This is a genomic window from Streptomyces flaveolus, assembly GCF_000716535.1.
In the GTDB taxonomy this organism is placed as follows: Bacteria; Actinomycetota; Actinomycetes; order Streptomycetales; family Streptomycetaceae; genus Streptomyces; species Streptomyces flaveolus_A.
Map to the genome: position 1 here is coordinate 304753 of NZ_JNWV01000020.1, position 19927 is coordinate 324679.

Sequence of the window (19927 nt, forward strand, 5' to 3'; positions counted from 1 at the left end):
GCTGTCGCGCGAAGGAGGGGGCATGCGCAACGAGGAGAGGTCCGCCGCGCGCGGGATCCGGCACGGGCTCGGTCAACTGGTGCGGTTCGGGGTGGTCCAGGCCCGCGCCTGCGCCTTCGCCGTGGCGCTGCTGACCGGAATCGGCGCCTCCCGGCTGCTGCCCCCGCTGCCCGTGGCGCGCTACGACCTGGTCCTCGTCTACGGCGTGCTGCTCACCCTCGTCGCCCGCCAGTTGGGCTGGGAGACCCGGCGGGACACCGCCGTGATCGCCGTCTGCCATGTGCTGGGGCTGCTGTTCGAACTGGTCAAGGTGCGCCTGGGGTCGTGGAGTTACCCCGAGGACGCCCTCACCAAGGTCGCCGGAGTACCGCTGTACGGCGGCTTCATGTACGCGGCGGTCGCCAGTTACGTGTGCCGGGCCCGGCGGCTGATGCGGTTGCGGTACACCCGATACCGCGCCGCCGCCACGACCCTGGTGGCCGCCGCCGTCTACCTCAACTTCTTCACCCACCACTGGATACCGGACCTGCGCTGGCCGCTCGCGGTGGCGATGACCGCCGCGACCGCCGGGACCTGGGTGGGTTTCAGCGTGGGCGCCCACCGCTACCGCATGCCGCTCGCCGTCGGCTTCGTGCTGATCGGCTTCTTCCTGTGGGTCGCCGAGAACGCCGCCACCTATGCGGGCGCCTGGAGCTACCCGCAACAGCTCGGCGGCTGGCAGCCGGTGCCCCTGACCAAGTTCGGCGCCTGGTCCCTGCTGATCAGCGTGACGTTCGTACTCGTCGAACACCTCGGCACGGCCGGCCGGGGCCGCCGCGCGGGCCGCCCGGGGCCGAGCCCGCGGCCGTGCCCGCCGCCGGTGTCCGATTCCTTCAAGACCGGCTGACCGGCCGCCGCCTACGGTGGCCGCATGACCGTACGATTCGCCGTGATCGGCCTGGTCGCCTCCGACCTGGCCGCCTCGCTCGCCTTCTACCGCCGCCTCGGGCTGGTCTTCCCCGACGGGGCCGAGGACCAGCCCCATGTCGAGGCCGAACTGCCCGGCGGGCTGGTGCTCGCCCTGGACACCGAGGAGACCATCCGCTCGTTCCACCCCGGCTGGCGGCCACCGGCCGGCGGAGGGCGGGTCGCGCTCGCCTTCCGCTGCGACTCCCCCGCCGAGGTCGACGCCCGCTACGAGGAGCTGGTGGCCGCCGGTCACCACGGGGAACTCAAGCCGTGGGACGCCTTCTGGGGACAGCGGTACGCCACCGTGCACGACCCCGACGGCAACGCGGTCGAGCTGTTCGCCCCGCTACCCGCGCCCGGCGAGTAGTTCCCCGAGCGGCATCCCCGCCAGCTCCCGCACCTCCCGCGCCAGATGGGGCTGGTCCGCGTAGCCCGCGCGGACCGCCGTCTCCGCGTACGGCGTCCCGGAGCGGGCCAGGGCCAGCGCCCGCTGGAGACGCAGGATGCGGGCCAGGGTCTTCGGGCCGTAACCGAACGCGGTCAGGCAGTGGCGGTGCAACCGGCGTTCGCCGAGGCCCAGTTCGGCGGCCGTCGCGGCCACTGTGCGGCCCGCGTCCAGGCACTCCACCACCCGGCGCAGCAGCGGGTCCGGCCCTCCCGTCTCCGTCGCCAGGTCGAGGGCGATGTCCTCCAGTGCGCCTGCCGGGTCCGGGGCCGCCGCGACCCGGTCGCACAGCCGGCGGGCTCTGGCGGCGGGCCAGAGGTCCGCCAACTCGACGCGGAGATCGCGCAGTTCATGCGCCGGGACGCCGAGCAGCGCGGGCGCGGCGCCGGGGAAGAAGCGGATGCCCGCCCAGGTACGCGCCGGGCCCTCGGGGAGATAGGGGCGCGTGTCGGGACCGGCTACCAGCAGCCGCCCCTCGGTCCACAGCAGATCCATGCACCCGTCGGGCAGCACGGGCCGGGCACCGGCACCGGCACCGGCACCGGCCGGGGAGTTCGTCCACACGACCGCACCGGCCAACCGGGACACCCGCTCCACGTACACGTCAGCCAGCGTACGCCGCCCACGGTGCCCGTGCGGGGCCTCCGCGGTGGGGTCGGCATGGTGGGCCGGCGTGATCACCCCCGCCACCGCACGGCCTGAGTGACGAGCCGGGAGGGGCGAGCACACCGAGCGGCTCGCCGCCGAATGCCGGCCCGGGAAGGTGAGGGCCGCCGGGGTGGCCTGCCGAGGGCGAGGGGGCACGGGTGGAGCCGTCGTCGAATGACGGGCCGAGGAGGCCAGGGCACAGGAGGCGGGCCGCCGCAGGGGGGCCTGTCGAGGGCGACGAGGCACGGGTGGAACCGCCGCCGAATGACGGACCGGAAGGTGAGGGCGCCGCCGAGCGGGATCGCCACCGGGTGGCAAACCAAGAAGGCGACCGCACGCGCGCAGACCGGCGCCGAGTGACGGGCCGAGGAGGCCAGGGCACAGGAGGCGGGCCGCCGCAGGGGGCCTGTCGAGGGCGGCGAGGGCACGGGTGGAGCCGTCGCCGAATGACGGACCGGAAGGTGAGGGCGCCGCCGAGCGGGATCGCCACCGGGTGGCAAACCAGGAAGGCGACCGCACGCGCACGTGGCCGGTGCCGAGTGACGGGCCGAGGGGCCGGGTCGCCTCCGGGGTGGCAAACCGGAAGACGAGCTCACGCGCGCATGGCCGGCGCCGAGTGACGGGCCGAGGAGGCCAGGGCACACGGACCGGGCCGCCGCAGGGGGCCTGTCGAGGGCGACGAGGCACGGGTGGAACCGCCGCCCGGGCGGTTCGGCCGTCAGCTTGGATGCGCGGACGCCGGGGAGGGTCCGCCTCCGTGTGCCGTCGTCGGTGCCGGGGTCCCGAACAGGGGCAGGGCGTGGCGGGTGCGGAAGCGGCGGGCGTAGACGGCGGTGGCCCCGGCGGTCAGGCCCAGCAGGAACAGCGAGAGGGCGCGGTCCAGCAGCGGCACCGTGTCGGTCGGCAGAGTCGCGGCGGCGACCGAGCTGACGGCGCCGTCGAGGAGCTGCTCGGTCCCCCACAGCGAAGTGAGGACACGCAGCGCTCGGCGGAAGGGGGCGCTGTCCTGCCAGATCCCGTCCCGTGCGCGGGCCGCGCCTCCCCTGTGCAGTCGCTGTCCCATCTGGAAGGCCAGGGGTCTGCGGGTGAACGCGGTGCCGAGCGCCCAGGCGCCGACCGCGAGGGACAGCGCCGCGTTCTTGAACAGCAGGACGCGGGGGCCGCCGCCGATCAAGGACACCAGCGCGGCGGCGGCCAGCAGGACCGTGAAGAACAGGTCCACGCCGTCGATCCGGCGGTGCCGGGCCGCGCCGGCCAGCAGACGCAGGGCCGGTGGCGCACCGCCCAGCAGGAGGGCCGAGGTCTGGCCGGCGCCGAGTGCCCGGGCCGCGTAGTAGACGAGGAGCGGGAGGAGGATGTCCACGGCGAGGGAGAGCAGGGGACCGCGAGCGGTTCCGGGTGACCTCGGAGGGCCGGCCGACTCGGCGGACGCGGACCCGTGCATCCTGTGTGCCTGGTCCGCCCCACCGATGCCGCCGCTCCCGGCCGCCGCGGCCACCCCGGTCGTGCCGCTCCTTCCGGACCTCCCGGCCGCCCTTCCGGCGTCGCTCCTCCCGACCCCGGCGTCCGCGCCCGCCTCGCCCGCCCTCCTCGTCGTACCACTGCGTCCCGTGTGCCCCGCCAGATCCGCCACGTCCGCTGCCTCCTCGCCCGGTGCCGAAAGCCGTGCCGGGCGGCGTGGCGAACGACTGCGTTGCCCGGCTGTCCGCTGGGGCCGGACGCCTCCGGCCTGCGCATTCACGACATTCACGCTAGGCGCGGACCGGTGCCCGCGGATCGGCGCAGGGGTGGAGTGCCGGGTGGACATTCCGGGGACAAGCGAAGCCGCCTTCTCCACCGCAGGGTCCACACCCGCGGGTGGAGACGGTCACGACGGGACGGGGAGACACGACGGGGCGGGGAGAGCCGCTCCCGGCGTCAGTCGATCGCAGCGCTCAGCCGACCGGTCGGCCGGACGGTCACTGCACCGGATGCGCCGTGTCCCCGTCCCCGCCCTCGCCCCGGCCACCCCCGGCACGCCCACTCCCCTTGTGCGCGTGGTGCGGGTTCTTCGCGTGGGTGCGGAGGCGGGCCGTCACGTCCTCCGGGGGCAGGAAGCGGGACCAGCGTTCGGGGAACTCGGAGGGCATGTCGGGGTCGTCGGGGTCGGTCTCGCGGACCGCCGCGGCGCGGGCGACGTACTCGGCGACCTGCGCGTGCCGCATCCGTTCGTTGGCCTCGCGCGCTGCGGCCGTGGCCGCGGCCGGCCAGACCCGGTCGATGGCCGCGTTCACGGCAGCGCCGACGAGCACGGCGAACGCGGACACACCGATCCACAGCAGGACGGCGACGGCGGCGGCGAGGGAGCCGTAGATGGTGGCGCCCTCGATGGTGTTCGTGAGGTAGATGCGCAGCAGGAAGCTGCCGAGGACCCACATGGCGAGGGCGACCAGCGCGCCGGGCACGTCCTCGATCCACGGCGAGCGGACCGGCACCGAGACGTGGTAGAGGGTCGTCAGGAAGACGATGGACAGGACGATCACGACCGGCCAGTACAGGACCTGGACGACCGTCTCCGACCAGGGCAGGATCCGCACCACCGCGTCCGGCCCGGCCACCATCAGCGGCAGTGCCACCGAGCCGATCAGCAGCGCCACGATGAACAGCAGGAACGCCATGATCCGGGTCCTGACGATGCCCCGGACGCCGTCGAGGCCGTACATGACGGTGATGGTGTCGATGAAGACGTTCACCGCGCGCGAGCCCGACCACAGGGCGAACAGGAAGCCGATGGAGATGACGTCGGGCCTGCCGCCCTTCATCACGTCGTGCAGGATCGGCTCGGCGATCTCCTTGACGCCCTTGTCGGACAGCACCGTGCGGGAGGCCTCCAGGAGGTTGGTCTCCAGGCTGTGGATGGTGTCGGCGCCGGTCCAGTCGTCGACGTAGCCGAGCAGCCCGATCAGGCTCAGCAGCAGCGGCGGCACGGACAGCAGCGTGAAGAACGCCGCCTCGGCCGCCAGGCCCAGGATGCGGTACTCCATGCAGGAGTTGACGGTGTCCTTGAGCAACAGCCAGGCGGTCCTGCGCTTGGAGACGTTCCGGTAGAGGGCTCTGGCCCGGTGGAGCCGGCCGGCGGGCCGCTCGGGGGGTTCACTTGCTGGCTGCACGTCCTAACGGTATCCGCCGCACCGGGCAGCCCTCACCTTCCGGGGGCGATCACCGAGGGGGATACGTCGATTTCCGGCACTGTGCCACTCTGGAGGCCATCACCGCCGCCGTCCCGGGTAGGTTCGCAATCATGGCAGGCACCTCCACCCACACCGTGACGAACCAGCCGCCGCCGCTGGCCGGCTACGACGTCTTCACCGCCGACCGGGCCCTCGCCGAGGCCGTCGACCGGTACACCGGCGCCGATGTCCTGGAGGAGGTGCGCGCCGAACTGTCCGCCCTCGGCCGGGCCGCCGGTTCGGTGCAGCTCCAGGAGTGGGCGGTGCAGGCGAACGAGCAGCCGCCCCGGCTGCGCAGCCACGACCGGTACGGCCACCGGATCGACGAGGTCGAGTTCCACCCGGCCTGGCACCGGCTGCTCGGCAAGGCCGTCTCGGCCGGTCTGACCGGCGCCTGGACGCGCCCGTCGGGACATGTGCGCCGGGCGGCCGGGTTCCTGGTCTGGACGCAGGTCGAGGCGGGCACCTGCTGCCCGCTGTCGATGACGCACGCGGCCGTGCCCGCGCTGCGCGCCGACGCGGAGCTGGCCGCCGAGTGGGAGCCCCGGCTGGCGTCCACGCTCTACGACCGGGAGCTGCGGCCCGCCGGGCAGAAGCCCGGTGCCCTGTTCGGAATGGGCATGACCGAGAAGCAGGGCGGCAGCGACGTCCGCGCGAACACCACCGCGGCGCGGCCCCTCGCGGAGGACGGCACGTACCTGCTGACCGGGCACAAGTGGTTCTGCTCGGCACCGATGTCGGACGCGTTCCTGGTGCTCGCGCAGGCCCCGGGCGGGCTCACCTGCTTCCTGGTCCCGCGGCTGCTGCCCGACGGCGGCCGCAACGTCTTCCTGATCCAGCGGCTGAAGGACAAACTGGGCAACCGCTCGAACGCCTCCGCGGAGGTCGAGTTCGACGGCACCTGGGCGCGCCGGGTCGGCGAGGAGGGGAGCGGGGTGCGCACGATCATCGGGATGGTCACCGCGACCCGGCTGGACTGCGCGCTCGGCTCGGCGGGTCTGATGCGGCAGGCGGTGGCGCAGGCCGTGCACCACTGCGCGCACCGGGACGCGTTCGGCGGGAAGCTGATCGACAAGCCGTTGATGCGCAACGTCCTCGCCGATCTCGCGCTGGAGTCGGAGGCGGCGACCGCGCTCGCGCTGCGGCTGGCCGCGGCCTGTGACGACGGCGGCGAGCAGGAGCGCGCCTTCCTGCGGCTCGCGGTGCCGGCCGCCAAGTACTGGATCACCAAGCGCTGCGCCCCGGTGGCCGTGGAGGCCGCCGAGTGCCTGGGCGGCAACGGGTACGTCGAGGAGTCCGGTCTGCCCCGCCTGGTGCGGGAGTCGCCGCTGAACTCCGTGTGGGAGGGTGCCGGGAACGTGCAGGCGCTGGACGTGCTGCGGGCCCTGCAGCGGGAGCCGGGAGCGCTGGACGCCTGCCTCACCGAGATCGGCCGGGTGCACGGCGCGGACCACCGGCTGGACCGCGCGGTGAAGGACCTGTTCACCGAACTCGCCGACCTGGACGGCGTCGAGGGGCGCGCCCGGCGCCTGGTGGAACGGCTCGCGCTGGTCCTCCAGGGCTCTCTCCTGGTGCGATACGCCCCACCGGAGGTGGCCGACGCCTTCTGCGCCTCCCGCCTGGGCGGCGACCACGGGGCTTCCTTCGGCACGTTGCCGGCGGGCTTGGACCTGGAGTCGGTGGTGGACCGCGCACGCCCGACGCAGTGAGGCGCGGGCCGTCCTGACCCACCCGGGGGCGAGGAATCGCGCGCTCATCAACGAAACGCCCAGCCACGAACCGGCCCGCAATCGCCGGCGCCCAGCGAGCCGCACCCCCGGCCGCGCGTCCGGCCACCCCCTCGGAGGAAGGGGGTGGTGCTGCGCCGACACGGCACCACCCCCCACCACCTGAGTCAAGTCTCAGCCACACCCCGGCGGTTCACCAGGGTTGCAGGGGGTTGCAACTTATGGGGGCACATGCGCGGAGTCTGTGCCTCCGCCATGTCCGGAACGGCAGTATGAGAGACACAGTCGGACCGGAAACCGCCGCCCGGACGGCTTGACAAGTGTGTTCGACGCCCCTTTTCCGGGAGGACCGCAGTGGTGAACCCGCCGATGAACGTGGCGCGCCTGGCCGCCGTGGACGCGGCGCATGCGGCGCGGGTGCTGAGCGAGGTGCGTGAGGCCACGCTCGCCGGGCAGCGTACGCGGCTCGCGCCCCGTCCGGTGATCGAGCAGTCGTGGGGAAGGATGCTGCGCAGTGGCGTCGACCCCGAACACGACTTCCGGTCCGGACTGTTGCCCTCGGACGAGGTGCGCCGCCGGCGGGAGGAGTCGCCGCTGCGGCACGTCCTGCCGGTGTTGCGGGAGGGACTGCTTTCGGTCGCGGACGTCGCCCAGCACATCATGGTCGTCGCGGACGCCGACGGGCGCGTGCTGTGGCGTGAGGGGGCGCCGTCGGTGCTGCGGAAGGCGGACGGGCTCGGCTTCGAACTCGGCGCGGACTGGCGGGAAGACGTCGTCGGCACCAACGGGGTGGGCACTCCGGCGGTGGTGCGGCGGCCGGTCCAGGTGTTCGCCGGCGAGCACTTCGTACGGTCGCACGTCTCCTGGACCTGCTCGGGCGCGCCGATCACCGATCCGCGGGACGGGCGGCTGCTCGGTGTGGTGGACGTCAGCGGCCCGTTGGAGACCATGCACCCGGCGACTCTCGCCTGGGTGGACTCGGTGGCGAAGCTGGCCGAGGCCCGGCTGCGGGAGCTCCATCTGGCCTCGCTGGAGCGGCTGCGGGTGGTGGCGGCGCCGGTGCTGGCCCGGTTGGCCGGGCGGGCGCTGGTGGTGGACCGCGACGGCTGGGCGGCGGCCGTGACCGGGATGCCGTACGTGCGGCGGGTGACGCTGCCCAAGACCCTGGCGCCGGGCCGCCGGTGGCTGCCCTCGCTCGGTTCCTGCGCGGTGGAGCCGCTGGCCGGGGGCTGGCTGCTGCGGGCGGAGGAGGAGCCCCGGGCCGGTGCCCGCCGGATCGTGCTGGACCTCGCCCGGCCGGGCCGCTGCACGGTGACGGTCACGGCTTCGGCGGGTTCCTGGTCGCGGGAGTTGAGCCCGCGCCATGCCGAGTTGCTGTTCCTGCTCGGCGAGCACCGTGCCGGGCGCGGGGCGGCGGGGCTGGCCGAGGACCTGTTCGGCGATCCTTCCCGGACCGTGACCGTACGGGCCGAAATGTCCAGGATCCGGAGGTATCTTGGGGAACTCCTCCAGCATCGGCCGTATCGTTTCCGTGACGATGTGGAAGTGGAAGTGATCCTTCCAGAGGATCCGTCCCACCTGCTCCCCCAGTCGACAGCACCGGCGGTGACAAAGAAGCGGAATGTCGCGCACAACGGCCGGACCGAGTAGCCCGGTCGGGGCGGCCGCCTGGCCGGCCCCGGGCCCGCACGCGCGTCTTCCGCCCATCTGCGCGGTCTTTGCCCTACGCGGCCCGTTCCTGCCGTAGCATCCCGTACGGGCCTCCCCACCTGTTCCTCGCGTCAACCTACGGATCGCCAGGCGCAGTTGGCCCGCCCTCTGGAGGAGAGATGAAGCATCGCGGCAGACACCGCCGACGCAGAAGGGGCGCGGCGCTGCGCGCGGTCCTGACCGGCACCGCGCTCGCGCTCACCGCCGCGGCCACCCTGATCAGCGCCTCCCAGGCCGACGTCACCGAGAACCCGGGCGCGCTGAAGCCGCTGACCTCCCCGGCGGACACCAGCCGGCTCCGCCTCCAGGAGCGCCTGGTCCCCGCGCGTACCCTGGACCGGCTCACGGACGCGATGGGCCGCCCGGTCGGTGTGGACGCCGTGCTCCAGAGCACCGACCGTGGCCTGCGCCGGGACGGCGACTGCTCCGCCGGCGACCGCGCCTCCCTGCCCGTCGCCCCCGCCGCCGCCCGCGCCTACTGCTGGGACCCGGCCGACACCGCCACCGGCGACTGGCGGCCCGCCTCGGTGACCACCTCCGGCGACGCCGACGACGACGGCGTCTGGGGCACCCACCGGGTCGTCCTCGCCGGCTGGACCCACAGCACCACGACCGGCCGCCCCGCCGAGCGGGGCCTCGCCCGGGTCGCCTTCGTCGACGCGGACGATCCCGCCCACCTCTCCTACCGGTGGGTGCTGCTGGTCGTGCCGGTCGACGGCGGCCGGGACTACCGGGGCCTGACCTCCGGCCTCTCCGGCATGGTCTGGTACCAGAACAAGCTGCTGGTCACCACCACGGCCGGCGGCGCCGACGCGCTCTACGTCTACGACCTGGACCGCATCCAGCGCACCACGGTCGACGGGCCCGCGATCGGCCGCGTGCCCGGCGGCTGGTCCGCCGACGGCTACGACTACGTGCTGCCCGCGGTCGCTTCGTACCGCTTCGCCTCCGGCCGCTGCGCCCCCTCCGGCCCGCCCTGTCCCGGGGCGCTCGCCCTCGACCGCGGCACGACGCCCGACAGCCTGGTCGCCGCGGAGTGGACCGCGCCCGGGCGCGACCGGCGCGCGAGGCTGTGGCGGTACGCGTTCAGCGACGATCCGGCACGTCCGGGGCTGCTCGCCACGGACGCCTGGGGGCGGGCGGACGCGGTGGAGGCGTACCGGACCCGGGCGGACGGGATCCGGGGCCTGCTGTCGTACCGGAAGCCCGGGGCGGACCGGCCGTCCTGGTATGTGGGACGGCTGCCCGAGTCGCGGGACGGACACGGCGGACTGTGGCGCCAGGACACCCGGGGTGCCCGGGCGGCCCGCTGCGGCGCCGACGCCTCGGACCGCTGCTGGGCGCAGGACGCGGGCTCCCTCTCCTACTGGCAGGAGACCGGCGAGGTGTGGTCGCTGTCCGACCGCATGCTGTTCGCGCTGCCACTGGCCGAGCTGGACCGCTCCCTGGACTGACGGCCGGTCGCGCCGCCCGGCCCGGGGGGCGTTGTCCCGCCCGGCTCCCAGGAGCACTGTGCCGCTCGGCACCAGGGCAGGCGCGTACCCCTCCTCCGGAGGCGGTCGCACCGTCGGGTTCGAGAGCGGTTGCGCCCCTCGACGGCGAGGACCGCCCCGTCCCTCAGCACGGACGGGCGGGCACCCGCGTCCCCTCGGTTCGGACGGGCGGTCATGCCCCGGCGCCGGGCGCGGGCGGGTGCCTCGCCTGCGGGAGCGGTCGTGCCGCTCGGCTCCGGCGGGCAGTCGCGCCCCTCGGCTCCGAGGGCCGGGCCCTCGCGCCGCCCGGCTCCGGGGGCGTTCCCGGACCCGATCGACAGACCGGGCCGCGGGATGGTTCCCTGGCCCGCATGAGCAGCACGCCTGTCACCACCTGGTCCCTGGAGCAGACCTCCCCGGCCGACCTCCTGCCCTCCGCCGCCCCCGACGGCGACGTACGGATCGTCCGCGCCGAGGTCCCCTCCCCCGAGTTCAGCCGGTTCCTGTACGCCTCGGTCGGCGGCGACATCCGCTGGACCGACCGGCTGGGCTGGACGTACGCGCGGTGGCGGGAGTACCTGGAGCGGCCCGGCGTGGAGACCTGGGTGGCCTACGACCGCGGCACCCCGGCCGGCTACGTCGAGCTGGAGCCGCAGGACGAGGGCGCGGTCGAGATCGTCTACTTCGGGCTGATCCCCGCCTTCCGCGGCCGGCGCATCGGCGGCCACCTGCTGGCGTACGGGACGGCCCGTGCCTGGGACCTGGCCGAGCGGTGGCCGGGGCGGACGCCGACGAAGCGGGTGTGGCTGCACACGTGCAGCAAGGACGGCGAGTTCGCGATGGACAACTACCAGCGGCGCGGCTTCAAGCTGTTCGACACGAAGGTGGAGCTGGAGCCGGACGTGACCACGCCGGGTCCCTGGCCCGGCGCATACCCCGCCTGACCTGCCAGGACAAGCCTCGCGGCGACGCATGTGAGCGACGACACCCTTGTTCCACATTCCGGGACAAGGGTGTCCGCATGATGGATGAAGCTGGACTGTGTCCAGATCGCCGTGACACGCTTTCGTCATGTCCGGAACTGGAATTGCCTTGGTGAGTCGGCGGCACGTCGATCTCGGCCGCATGTCCAGCGCCATCTGTCCGGCGAGCTGACGCCTCCCAGCACCGCCGTTCCCTCCTCGTACCTGATCGCGTGCGCGATGACGCGCACCCATGTCGCATGCGCCCGCACGCGCAGGTCAGCCGCATTCCCGCCTGTCCCGAAGGACGTACCTCCATGGCCGCCACCCCACAGAACCCTGCCGCCTCCGCGCCCCGCCGCAAGGTGAGCCGTCACCGCGGTGAGGGCCAGTGGGCCGTTGGCCACTTCACCCCGCTCAACGGCAACGAGCAGTTCAAGAAGGACGACGACGGTCTCAATGTGCGGACACGCATTGAGACGATCTACTCCAAGCGCGGCTTCGACTCGATCGACCCGAACGACCTGCGCGGCCGGATGCGCTGGTGGGGGCTGTACACCCAGCGCAAGCCCGGGATCGACGGCGGCAAGACGGCGATCCTGGAGCCGGAGGAGCTGGACGACGAGTACTTCATGCTGCGCGTCCGCATCGACGGCGGGGCGCTGACCACGGCGCAGCTCCGGGTGATCGGTGAGATCTCGCAGGAGTTCGCGCGCGGCACGGCGGACATCACCGACCGGCAGAACGTCCAGTACCACTGGATCCGGATCGAGGACGTGCCCGAGATCTGGGACCGGCTGGAGGGCGTGGGTCTGTCCACCGTCACCGCCTGCGGTGACACCCCGCGTGTGATGATCGGCTCCCCGGTGGCGGGCATCGCCGAGGACGAGATCATCGACGCCACGCCGGCGCTGGAGGAGATGAAGCGCCGCGTCCTGAACAACAAGGCGTACTCGAACCTGCCGCGCAAGTTCAAGACGGCCATCTCGGGTTCGCCGCTGCTGGACGTCGTGCACGAGATCAACGACGTCGCGTTCGTCGGCGTACGCCACCCCGAGCACGGCCCGGGCTTCGACGTCTGGGTCGGTGGCGGCCTGTCCACCAACCCCAAGCTGGGCGTGCGGCTCGGCGCCTGGGTGCCGATCGACGAGGTCCCGGACGTCTACGAGGGCGTCATCTCGATCTTCCGCGACTACGGCTACCGCCGGCTGCGCAACCGGGCCCGGCTGAAGTTCCTCGTCGCCGACTGGGGCGCGGAGAAGTTCCGGCAGGTGCTGGAGGACGAGTACCTGAAGCGCCGGCTGACCGACGGCCCCGCTCCCGAGCAGCCGGTGCAGCAGTGGCGCGACCACATCGGTGTGCACCGGCAGAAGGACGGCCGCTTCTACGTCGGTTTCGCGCCGCGCGTCGGCCGGGTCGACGGCGCCACGCTGACGAAGGTCGCCGACCTCGCGGAGGCGCACGGCTCGGGCCGGGTGCGCACCACCGTCGAGCAGAAGATGATCATCCTCGACGTCGAGCAGGACAAGGTCGACTCGCTGGTGGAGGCCCTGGAAGCGCTGGACCTCACCGCGCGGCCGTCCTCGTTCCGGCGCGGCACCATGGCCTGCACCGGCATCGAGTTCTGCAAGCTCGCCATCGTGGAGACCAAGCAGCGCGGCTCGCAGCTGATCGACGAGCTGGAGCGCCGGCTGCCGGACTTCGACGAGCCGATCACCATCAACCTCAACGGCTGCCCGAACGCCTGCGCCCGTATCCAGGTCGCGGACATCGGTCTCAAGGGCCAGCTCGTCCTCGACGACCGGGGCGAGCAGGTCGAGGGCTACCAGGTGCACCTGGGCGGCGCCCTCGGACTGGAGCCGGGCTTCGGCCGCAAGGTGCGCGGCCTGAAGGTCACCGCGGAGGAGCTGCCCGACTACATCGAGCGGGTGCTCAAGCGGTTCCAGGCCGAGCGCGAGGACGGCGAGCGGTTCGCGGCCTGGGCGGCGCGGGCGAGCGAGGAGGCGCTGTCGTGAGCGAGCGGGCCGCGCCCTTCTACTGCCCCTACTGCGGCGACGAGGACCTGCGCCCGAGCGGCGAGGGTCACGGCGCCTGGGAATGCGCCGCGTGCAACCGCGCATTCCAGCTGAAGTTCCTGGGGCTGCTGGCCCGGGGCGTTCAGCGAGCCGACAACGGAGGGGACGACCTGATATGACGACGGCTCAGGAAGAGCGTACGACCGAGGAGTTGAAGGCGCTCGCCGAGCAGGCGGGCCGGGACCTGGAGGACGCCTCCGCGCTGGAGATCCTCCAGTGGGCGGTGGACACCTTCGGTGCGAAGTTCTGCGTCACCTCCTCCATGGAGGACGCCGTGGTGGCTCATCTGGCCTCGCGCGTGCTGAAGGGCGTGGACGTCGTCTTCCTCGACACGGGCTACCACTTCCCGGAGACCATCGGCACCCGGGACGCCGTGGAGGCCGTGATGGACGTCAACGTCATCACGCTCACCCCGAAGCAGACGGTCGCCGAACAGGACGCGGAGTACGGCCCGAAGCTGCACGACCGCGACCCCGACCTGTGCTGTGCGCTGCGCAAGGTGCGGCCGCTGGAAGAGGGCCTGAAGAACTACCAGGCGTGGGCGACGGGCCTGCGCCGCGACGAGTCCCCGACCCGGGCGAACACCCCGGTCGTCGGCTGGGACGAGAAGCGGCAGAAGGTCAAGATCTCGCCGATCGCCCGCTGGACCCAGGACGACGTGGACGCGTACATCACCGAACACGGCGTGCTCACCAACCCGTTGCTGACGGACGGCTACGCCTCCGTCGGCTGCGCCCCGTGCACCCGCAGGGTCCTGGAGGGCGAGGACGCGCGGGCCGGCCGCTGGGCGGGCCGGGCCAAGACCGAGTGCGGGCTGCACGGATGACGAACAAGCGGATTCAGGAGAACCACGTGACGACCGGAGCCACCGTCTGGCTCACGGGTCTGCCGAGCGCCGGCAAGACCACCATCGCGTACGAGCTGGCGGGCCGGCTGCGCGCCGAGGGCCACCGTGTCGAGGTGCTCGACGGCGACGAGATCCGCGAGTTCATCTCGGCGGGCCTCGGCTTCTCCCGGGAGGACCGGCACACGAACGTGCAGCGCATCGGCTTCGTCGCCGAACTGCTGGCCCGCAACGGCGTCAAGGCGCTGGTCCCGGTGATCGCGCCGTACACGGACAGCCGGGACGCGGTGCGGGGGCGGCACGAGGAGAACGGGACGCCGTACCTGGAGATCCACGTGGCGACCCCGGTCGAGGTGTGCAGCGTGCGCGATGTGAAGGGGCTGTACGCCAAGCAGGCCGCGGGCGAGCTGACCGGGCTCACCGGCGTCGACGACCCGTACGAGGAGCCGGAGACGCCCGACCTGCGGATCGAGTCGCAGCACCAGACGGTCCGGGAGTCGGCCGCGTCGGTGTACGCGCTGCTGAACGAGAGGGGACTGGCATGACCACGGTCGCCAAGGTGGACGAGGGCACGGACAGCCCGTACGCGCTGTCGCACCTGGACGCGCTGGAGTCCGAGGCGGTGCACATCTTCCGCGAGGTCGCGGGCGAGTTCGAGAACCCGGTGATCCTGTTCTCCGGCGGCAAGGACTCCATCGTCATGCTGCACCTCGCGCTCAAGGCCTTCACGCCTGCGCCGGTGCCGTTCTCCCTGCTCCATGTGGACACCGGACACAACTTCCCGGAAGTCCTTGAGTACCGGGACCGTGTGGTGGACGCACATGGGCTTCGCCTCCATGTGGCCTCCGTCCAGGATTACATCGACCGCGGTGTGCTCAAGGAACGCCCCGACGGCACCCGCAACCCGCTCCAGACCCTCCCGCTGACGGAGAAGATCCAGAGCGAGAAGTTCGACGCCGTCTTCGGCGGTGGCCGCCGCGACGAGGAGAAGGCCCGCGCCAAGGAACGCGTCTTCTCCCTGCGTGACGAGTTCTCGCAGTGGGACCCGCGCCGCCAGCGCCCCGAGCTGTGGAACCTGTACAACGGCCGGCACGCCCCCGGTGAGCACGTCCGGGTCTTCCCGCTGTCCAACTGGACCGAGCTGGACGTCTGGCAGTACATCGCCCGTGAGGGCATCGAACTGCCGGAGATCTACTTCGCCCACGAGCGCGAGGTGTTCCAGCGCGGCGGCATGTGGCTCACCGCCGGGGAGTGGGGCGGGCCGAAGGACGGCGAGACGGTCGAGAAGCGCCAGGTGCGCTACCGGACCGTCGGCGACATGTCCTGCACCGGCGCGGTCGACTCCGACGCCGACACGATCGAGAAGGTCATCGCCGAGATCGCCGCGTCCCGGCTGACCGAGCGGGGTGCGACCCGCGCCGACGACAAGCTGTCCGAGGCCGCGATGGAAGACCGCAAGCGCGAGGGGTACTTCTAAGCATGAGCACGACCACGACCGAGGCGCTCTCGGCCACCACCCTGCTGCGGTTCGCCACCGCCGGCTCCGTCGACGACGGCAAGTCCACGCTCGTCGGACGCCTGCTGCACGACTCCAAGTCGGTCCTCGCCGACCAGTTGGAGGCCGTCGAGCGCGCCTCCGCGAGCCGTGGCCAGGACGGCCCGGACCTCGCGCTGCTCACCGACGGCCTGCGCGCCGAACGCGAGCAGGGCATCACGATCGACGTCGCCTACCGCTACTTCGCGACCCCGCGCCGCCGGTTCATCCTCGCCGACACCCCGGGCCATGTGCAGTACACCCGCAACATGGTCACCGGCGCCTCCACGGCCGAGCTGACGGTGATCCTGGTCGACGCCCGCAACGGCGTGGTCGAGCAGACCCGCCGGCACGCGGCCATCGCCGCCCTCCTGCGCGTCCCGCACGTCGTCCTCGCCGTCAACAAGATGGACCTCGTCGGGTACGAGGAGCGGGTCTTCGCCGCCATCGCCGAGGAGTTCACGGCGTACGCGACCGAGCTGGGCGTCCCGGAGGTCACCGCGATCCCGATCTCGGCGCTGGCCGGCGACAACGTGGTGGAGCCGTCCGCGAACATGGACTGGTACGGCGGTCCCACCGTGCTGGAGCACCTGGAGACCGTGCCGGTCAGCCACGACCTGGCGCACTGCCACGCGCGGCTGCCCGTGCAGTACGTCATCCGGCCGCAGACCGCCGAGCACCCCGACTACCGGGGCTACGCGGGCCAGATCGCGGCCGGCACGTTCCGCGTGGGCGAGCGGGTCACCGTCCTGCCGTCCGGCCGTACCTCGACGATCTCCGGCATCGACCTGCTCGGCGAGCCGGTCGACGTGGCCTGGACGACGCAGTCGGTGACGGTGCTGCTGGCGGACGACATCGACGTCTCGCGCGGCGACCTGATCGTGCCGACGAAGGACGCCCCGGCCACGACGCAGGACGTGGAGGCGACCGTCTGCCACGTCGCCGACGCGCCGCTGACCGTCGGGCACCGGGTGCTGCTCAAGCACGGCACCCGCACGGTCAAGGCGATCGTGAAGGACATCCCGTCCCGGCTGACGCTCGACGACCTGTCCCTGCACCCGCACCCGGGACGGCTGGTCGCCAACGACATCGGCCGGGTGAAGATCCGCACCGCCGAACCGCTGCCGGTCGACTCCTACGCCGACTCCCGCCGCACCGGCTCCTTCATCCTGATCGACCCCGCCGACGGCACCACGCTCACCGCGGGCATGGTCGGCGAGTCGTTCGCGTCCCCCGAGCCGGTCAAGGACGCGGCCGACGAAGACGGCTGGGACTTCTGAGCATGAACTCCACCGATTTCTTCTCGACGTTCGCGAAGGAGGGCGGCCGCGTCGGCAGCGGCGCCCTCGGCAGCGGGCAGGGTGGGGTCGCGCGATGTGCGCTGTGACGTACGCGCACTGCCTGCGCGCCCCGTCCCCCCACCCTCCCCCACATGCTCGGCTTCGCTCGCAAGCGGGGGGACCCCCACCCCTGAAGCGACGAAGACCCTTTGCCGACTCCCGGCCACGACCTGAGAGACCGTGACCGCCGGGCCAACGAGAGGAAAGCCTCCCGTGCCTGCCAACCGCTCCACTCTGCTTCGCCGCGGGTTCGCCGCGATCGCCGCGCTCCCCCTGTTGACCCTCGCGGCCTGCGGCTACGGGTCCGACTCCAAGGACGACAACGCGGGCGCCAAGATCGCCACCGGCGCCAAGAAGATCGACGGGCTCGGCTCCGTCAAGATCGGCTACTTCGGCAACCTCACCCACGCCACCGCCCTGGTCGGCAAGCAGAAGGGCTTCTTCCAGAAGGAGCTCGGCGCCACCGAGGCCAAGTACCAGGTCTTCAACGCGGGTCCGTCCGAGATCGAGGCGCTGAACTCGGGTTCCATCGACATCGGCTGGATCGGCCCCTCCCCGGCGATCAACGGCTACACCAAGTCCGACGGCAAGAGCCTGCGCATCATCGGCGGCTCGGCATCCGGCGGTGTGAAGCTGGTCGTCAACCCGAAGAAGATCACGTCCCTGAAGGACGTCAAGGGCAAGAAGATCGCGACCCCGCAGCTCGGCAACACGCAGGACGTGGCGTTCCTCAACTGGGCCGCCGAGCAGGGCTGGAAGGTCGACGCGCAGAGCGGCAAGGGTGACGTGTCCGTCGTCCGCACGGACAACAAGGTGACTCCGGACGCCTACAAGTCCGGCTCCATCGACGGCGCCTGGGTGCCGGAGCCGACCGCGTCCAAGCTGGTCGCCGAGGGCGGCAAGGTGCTGCTGGACGAGTCGTCGCTGTGGCCGGACAAGAAGTTCGTGATCACGAACATCATCGTGTCGCAGAAGTTCCTCCAGGAGCACCCGAAGGCCGTCGAGGCGGTCCTCAAGGCGTCGGTCGAGACCAACAAGTGGATCAACGCCAACCCGGACGAGGCGAAGGCCGCGGCGAACAAGCAGCTCGGCGTCGACTCCGGCAAGGAGCTGCCCGCGAACGTCCTGGACCCGGCGTGGAAGTCCATCCAGTTCACCGACGACCCGCTCGCCGCGACCCTGGACACCGAGGCGAAGCACGCCGTCAAGGCCGGTCTGCTGGAGAACCCCAAGCTGGACGGCATCTACGACCTCACCCTCCTGAACAAGGTCCTCAAGGCCGAGGGCGAACAGACCGTCAGCGACGCCGGACTCGGCGCCGAGTAAGTCCCGTAGCCGATGAGTTCCCAGGAGGTGACGACCATGGCAACGACCTTCGCCGAGGCCGCCGAGACGGTCGAGCACGCGGCGCGCATCGAGCACGTCTCGAAGTCCTTCGCGACACCGGGCGGGCAGCAGCTCGTCCTGGACGACATCAGCCTCGATGTCGCACCGGGTGAGTTCGTCACCCTCCTGGGGGCCTCGGGCTGCGGCAAGTCGACGCTGTTGAACCTGGTGGCGGGGCTGGACCAGCCCTCCGCCGGCAGCATCGCGACCGACGGGCGTCCGGCCCTGATGTTCCAGGAGCACGCCCTGTTCCCGTGGCTGACCGCGGGCAAGAACATCGAACTCGCCCTCAGGCTCCGGGGCGTTCCGAAGAACGAGCGCCGCGAGCGGGCCGAGCGGCTGCTCGAACTGGTGCGGTTGCAGGGCTCGTACGGCAAGCGGGTGCACGAGCTGTCCGGCGGTATGCGCCAGCGCGTGGCCATGGCCCGCGCGCTCGCGCAGGACAGCCAGCTGCTGCTGATGGACGAGCCGTTCGCCGCGCTGGACGCGATCACCCGGGACCTGCTGCACGACGAGCTGACCCGGATCTGGGCGGAGACGGGCGTGTCCGTCCTGTTCGTCACGCACAACGTGCGCGAGGCGGTACGGCTCGCGCAGCGGGTGGTGCTGCTGTCGTCCCGGCCGGGCCGGGTGGCCCGTGAGTGGCGGGTGGACATTCCGCAGCCGCGGCGCATCGAGGACGCGCCGGTCGCCGAACTGTCCTTGGAGATCACCGAAGTACTGCGTGGGGAGATCCGGCGTCATGGCCAGCACTGAGACCAAGACCGTCACGGACGCGGGGAGCGTCGAGGCGGGTCTGGACGCCCTGGAGGTCGTCGCCGCCGGCCGTACGCCGTTCCGGCAGACGTTCACCAGCAAGATCCTGCCGCCGGTCGTCGCCACCGTGGTGGTGCTGGTCGTGTGGCAGGCGCTGATCTCCTTCAAGATCGTCGACGACCCGACGAAACTGCCCTCCCCCGCCGACGTCGGCGGCGAGTTCAAGCGTGCCTGGCTGGAGGGCACGCTGCTGGGCTACATCTGGACCAGCGTCTCGCGCGGCCTGCTGGGCTTCCTGTTCGCGCTGGCCATCGGCACCCCGCTCGGTCTGCTGGTGGCGCGGGTGAAGTTCGTGCGCGCGGCCATCGGCCCGGTGCTGTCCGGTCTGCAGTCGCTGCCGTCGGTGGCGTGGGTGCCGCCGGCCGTGATCTGGCTGGGCCTGGACAACTCGATGATGTACGCGGTGATCCTGCTCGGCGCGGTCCCGTCGATCGCCAACGGCCTGGTCTCCGGCATCGACCAGGTGCCGCCGCTGTTCCTGCGGGCGGGCCGCACGATGGGCGCGACCGGGGTGCGCGGCGCCTGGCACATCGTCCTGCCGGCCGCGCTGCCGGGCTATCTCGCGGGCCTGAAGCAGGGCTGGGCCTTCTCCTGGCGTTCGCTGATGGCCGCGGAGATCATCGCCTCCTCCCCCGACCTGGGCATCGGCCTGGGCGCGCTGCTGGAGAACGGCCGCAACGCCAGCTCGATGTCCATGGTGTTCGAGGCCATCTTCCTGATCCTGTTCGTCGGCATCGCCATCGACCTGCTGATCTTCAGCCCGCTGGAGCGGTGGGTGCTGCGCAGCCGCGGCCTGCTGGTGAAGAGCTGA

19 protein-coding genes are annotated in these 19927 nt (G+C 72.3%); 16 read left to right on the forward strand and 3 right to left on the reverse strand.

The features are described 5' to 3' along the window. Positions 1 to 22 precede the first annotated feature (22 nt). Both OO52_RS23005 and OO52_RS23010 read left to right on the forward strand, forming a co-directional pair. A complete protein-coding gene (locus tag OO52_RS23005; RefSeq protein WP_030645793.1) occupies positions 23 to 886 on the forward strand; it encodes a DUF817 domain-containing protein in 864 nt (287 codons plus the stop codon). Positions 887 to 910: 24 nt separating this feature from the next. Next, positions 911 to 1315: a VOC family protein gene (locus OO52_RS23010; protein WP_030645795.1), complete on the forward strand. Its 405-nt coding sequence runs from the start codon at positions 911 to 913 to the stop codon at positions 1313 to 1315. Here the strand turns inward: OO52_RS23010 and OO52_RS23015 are convergent. The 3 genes from OO52_RS23015 to OO52_RS23025 form a co-directional block, all read right to left on the reverse strand. Then, the gene (locus tag OO52_RS23015) at positions 1295 to 1996 is read right to left on the reverse strand and encodes a helix-turn-helix transcriptional regulator (RefSeq protein ID WP_030645799.1); all 702 of its coding nucleotides are present in this window, start codon (positions 1994 to 1996) and stop codon (positions 1295 to 1297) included. The genes OO52_RS23010 and OO52_RS23015 overlap by 21 nt on opposite strands. A 763-nt stretch (positions 1997 to 2759) precedes the next feature. Continuing rightward, positions 2760 to 3848 (reverse strand): VC0807 family protein, encoded by a 1089-nt coding sequence (locus OO52_RS23020; RefSeq protein ID WP_324608288.1) that lies wholly within the window; start codon positions 3846 to 3848, stop codon positions 2760 to 2762. A 151-nt stretch (positions 3849 to 3999) separates the two neighbouring features. Continuing rightward, positions 4000 to 5190 carry a YihY/virulence factor BrkB family protein gene (locus tag OO52_RS23025; RefSeq protein ID WP_199819947.1) on the reverse strand — a complete coding sequence of 397 codons (1191 nt, stop codon included), beginning with the start codon at positions 5188 to 5190 and terminating at the stop codon, positions 4000 to 4002. Between the two features lie 131 nt (positions 5191 to 5321). Here OO52_RS23025 and OO52_RS23030 point away from each other — a divergent pair, with 131 nt between their 5' ends. From OO52_RS23030 to OO52_RS23095, 14 genes are all read left to right on the forward strand, one after another. Continuing rightward, a complete protein-coding gene (locus OO52_RS23030; RefSeq protein WP_030645804.1) occupies positions 5322 to 6959 on the forward strand; it encodes an acyl-CoA dehydrogenase family protein in 1638 nt (545 codons plus the stop codon). Between the two features lie 387 nt (positions 6960 to 7346). Continuing rightward, complete coding sequence (locus OO52_RS23035; protein ID WP_234339635.1) at positions 7347 to 8627, forward strand: GAF domain-containing protein; 1281 nt, start codon at positions 7347 to 7349, stop codon at positions 8625 to 8627. 179 nt (positions 8628 to 8806) lie between these two features. After that, complete coding sequence (locus OO52_RS23040; RefSeq protein ID WP_030645808.1) at positions 8807 to 10141, forward strand: hypothetical protein; 1335 nt, start codon at positions 8807 to 8809, stop codon at positions 10139 to 10141. 389 nt (positions 10142 to 10530) lie between these two features. Beyond that, complete coding sequence (locus OO52_RS23045; protein ID WP_030645810.1) at positions 10531 to 11103, forward strand: GNAT family N-acetyltransferase; 573 nt, start codon at positions 10531 to 10533, stop codon at positions 11101 to 11103. 127 nt (positions 11104 to 11230) lie between these two features. Next, positions 11231 to 11314 (forward strand): putative leader peptide, encoded by an 84-nt coding sequence (locus tag OO52_RS54250; RefSeq protein WP_309486338.1) that lies wholly within the window; start codon positions 11231 to 11233, stop codon positions 11312 to 11314. A gap of 124 nt (positions 11315 to 11438) precedes the next feature. Further along, complete coding sequence (locus OO52_RS23050) at positions 11439 to 13136, forward strand: nitrite/sulfite reductase (protein ID WP_030645812.1); 1698 nt, start codon at positions 11439 to 11441, stop codon at positions 13134 to 13136. Beyond that, the gene (locus OO52_RS23055) at positions 13133 to 13315 is read left to right on the forward strand and encodes a hypothetical protein (protein ID WP_030645814.1); all 183 of its coding nucleotides are present in this window, start codon (positions 13133 to 13135) and stop codon (positions 13313 to 13315) included. The genes OO52_RS23050 and OO52_RS23055 overlap by 4 nt, the downstream gene beginning before the upstream one ends. Beyond that, a complete protein-coding gene (locus tag OO52_RS23060; protein WP_030645816.1) occupies positions 13312 to 14022 on the forward strand; it encodes a phosphoadenylyl-sulfate reductase in 711 nt (236 codons plus the stop codon). The genes OO52_RS23055 and OO52_RS23060 overlap by 4 nt, the downstream gene beginning before the upstream one ends. Positions 14023 to 14048: 26 nt before the next feature. Continuing rightward, positions 14049 to 14585, forward strand: coding sequence for an adenylyl-sulfate kinase (gene cysC, locus OO52_RS23065; RefSeq protein ID WP_030645818.1), 537 nt, complete (start codon positions 14049 to 14051; stop codon positions 14583 to 14585). After that, positions 14582 to 15517 (forward strand): sulfate adenylyltransferase subunit CysD, encoded by a 936-nt coding sequence (gene cysD / locus OO52_RS23070; protein ID WP_030645820.1) that lies wholly within the window; start codon positions 14582 to 14584, stop codon positions 15515 to 15517. The genes cysC and cysD overlap by 4 nt, the downstream gene beginning before the upstream one ends. Positions 15518 to 15519: 2 nt before the next feature. Next, positions 15520 to 16854, forward strand: coding sequence for a sulfate adenylyltransferase subunit 1 (locus OO52_RS23075; protein WP_030645821.1), 1335 nt, complete (start codon positions 15520 to 15522; stop codon positions 16852 to 16854). 273 nt (positions 16855 to 17127) lie between these two features. Further along, positions 17128 to 18240, forward strand: coding sequence for an aliphatic sulfonate ABC transporter substrate-binding protein (locus tag OO52_RS23085; RefSeq protein ID WP_030645825.1), 1113 nt, complete (start codon positions 17128 to 17130; stop codon positions 18238 to 18240). Positions 18241 to 18252: 12 nt separating this feature from the next. Beyond that, positions 18253 to 19056 (forward strand): ABC transporter ATP-binding protein, encoded by an 804-nt coding sequence (locus OO52_RS23090; protein WP_167347919.1) that lies wholly within the window; start codon positions 18253 to 18255, stop codon positions 19054 to 19056. After that, on the forward strand, positions 19043 to 19927 hold the full coding sequence (locus OO52_RS23095; RefSeq protein WP_030645829.1) for an ABC transporter permease: 885 nt from the start codon (positions 19043 to 19045) through the stop codon (positions 19925 to 19927). The genes OO52_RS23090 and OO52_RS23095 overlap by 14 nt, the downstream gene beginning before the upstream one ends.

Bases quoted from the DNA above. Each gene is read 5' to 3' on its own strand.
- OO52_RS23045 (WP_030645810.1), top strand. From the start codon at position 10,531: ATGAGCAGCACGCCTGTCACCACCTGGTCCCTGGAGCAGACCTCCCCG.
- OO52_RS23010 (WP_030645795.1), top strand. From the start codon at position 911: ATGACCGTACGATTCGCCGTGATCGGCCTGGTCGCCTCCGACCTGGCC.
- OO52_RS23020 (WP_324608288.1), bottom strand. From the start codon at position 3,848: ATGTCCACCCGGCACTCCACCCCTGCGCCGATCCGCGGGCACCGGTCC.
- OO52_RS23095 (WP_030645829.1), top strand. From the start codon at position 19,043: ATGGCCAGCACTGAGACCAAGACCGTCACGGACGCGGGGAGCGTCGAG.
- OO52_RS23035 (WP_234339635.1), top strand. From the start codon at position 7,347: ATGAACGTGGCGCGCCTGGCCGCCGTGGACGCGGCGCATGCGGCGCGG.
- OO52_RS23060 (WP_030645816.1), top strand. From the start codon at position 13,312: ATGACGACGGCTCAGGAAGAGCGTACGACCGAGGAGTTGAAGGCGCTC.
- OO52_RS54250 (WP_309486338.1), top strand. From the start codon at position 11,231: ATGTCCGGAACTGGAATTGCCTTGGTGAGTCGGCGGCACGTCGATCTC.
- OO52_RS23050 (WP_030645812.1), top strand. From the start codon at position 11,439: ATGGCCGCCACCCCACAGAACCCTGCCGCCTCCGCGCCCCGCCGCAAG.
- OO52_RS23040 (WP_030645808.1), top strand. From the start codon at position 8,807: ATGAAGCATCGCGGCAGACACCGCCGACGCAGAAGGGGCGCGGCGCTG.
- OO52_RS23090 (WP_167347919.1), top strand. From the start codon at position 18,253: ATGAGTTCCCAGGAGGTGACGACCATGGCAACGACCTTCGCCGAGGCC.
- OO52_RS23005 (WP_030645793.1), top strand. From the start codon at position 23: ATGCGCAACGAGGAGAGGTCCGCCGCGCGCGGGATCCGGCACGGGCTC.
- OO52_RS23030 (WP_030645804.1), top strand. From the start codon at position 5,322: ATGGCAGGCACCTCCACCCACACCGTGACGAACCAGCCGCCGCCGCTG.
- OO52_RS23075 (WP_030645821.1), top strand. From the start codon at position 15,520: ATGAGCACGACCACGACCGAGGCGCTCTCGGCCACCACCCTGCTGCGG.
- cysD (WP_030645820.1), top strand. From the start codon at position 14,582: ATGACCACGGTCGCCAAGGTGGACGAGGGCACGGACAGCCCGTACGCG.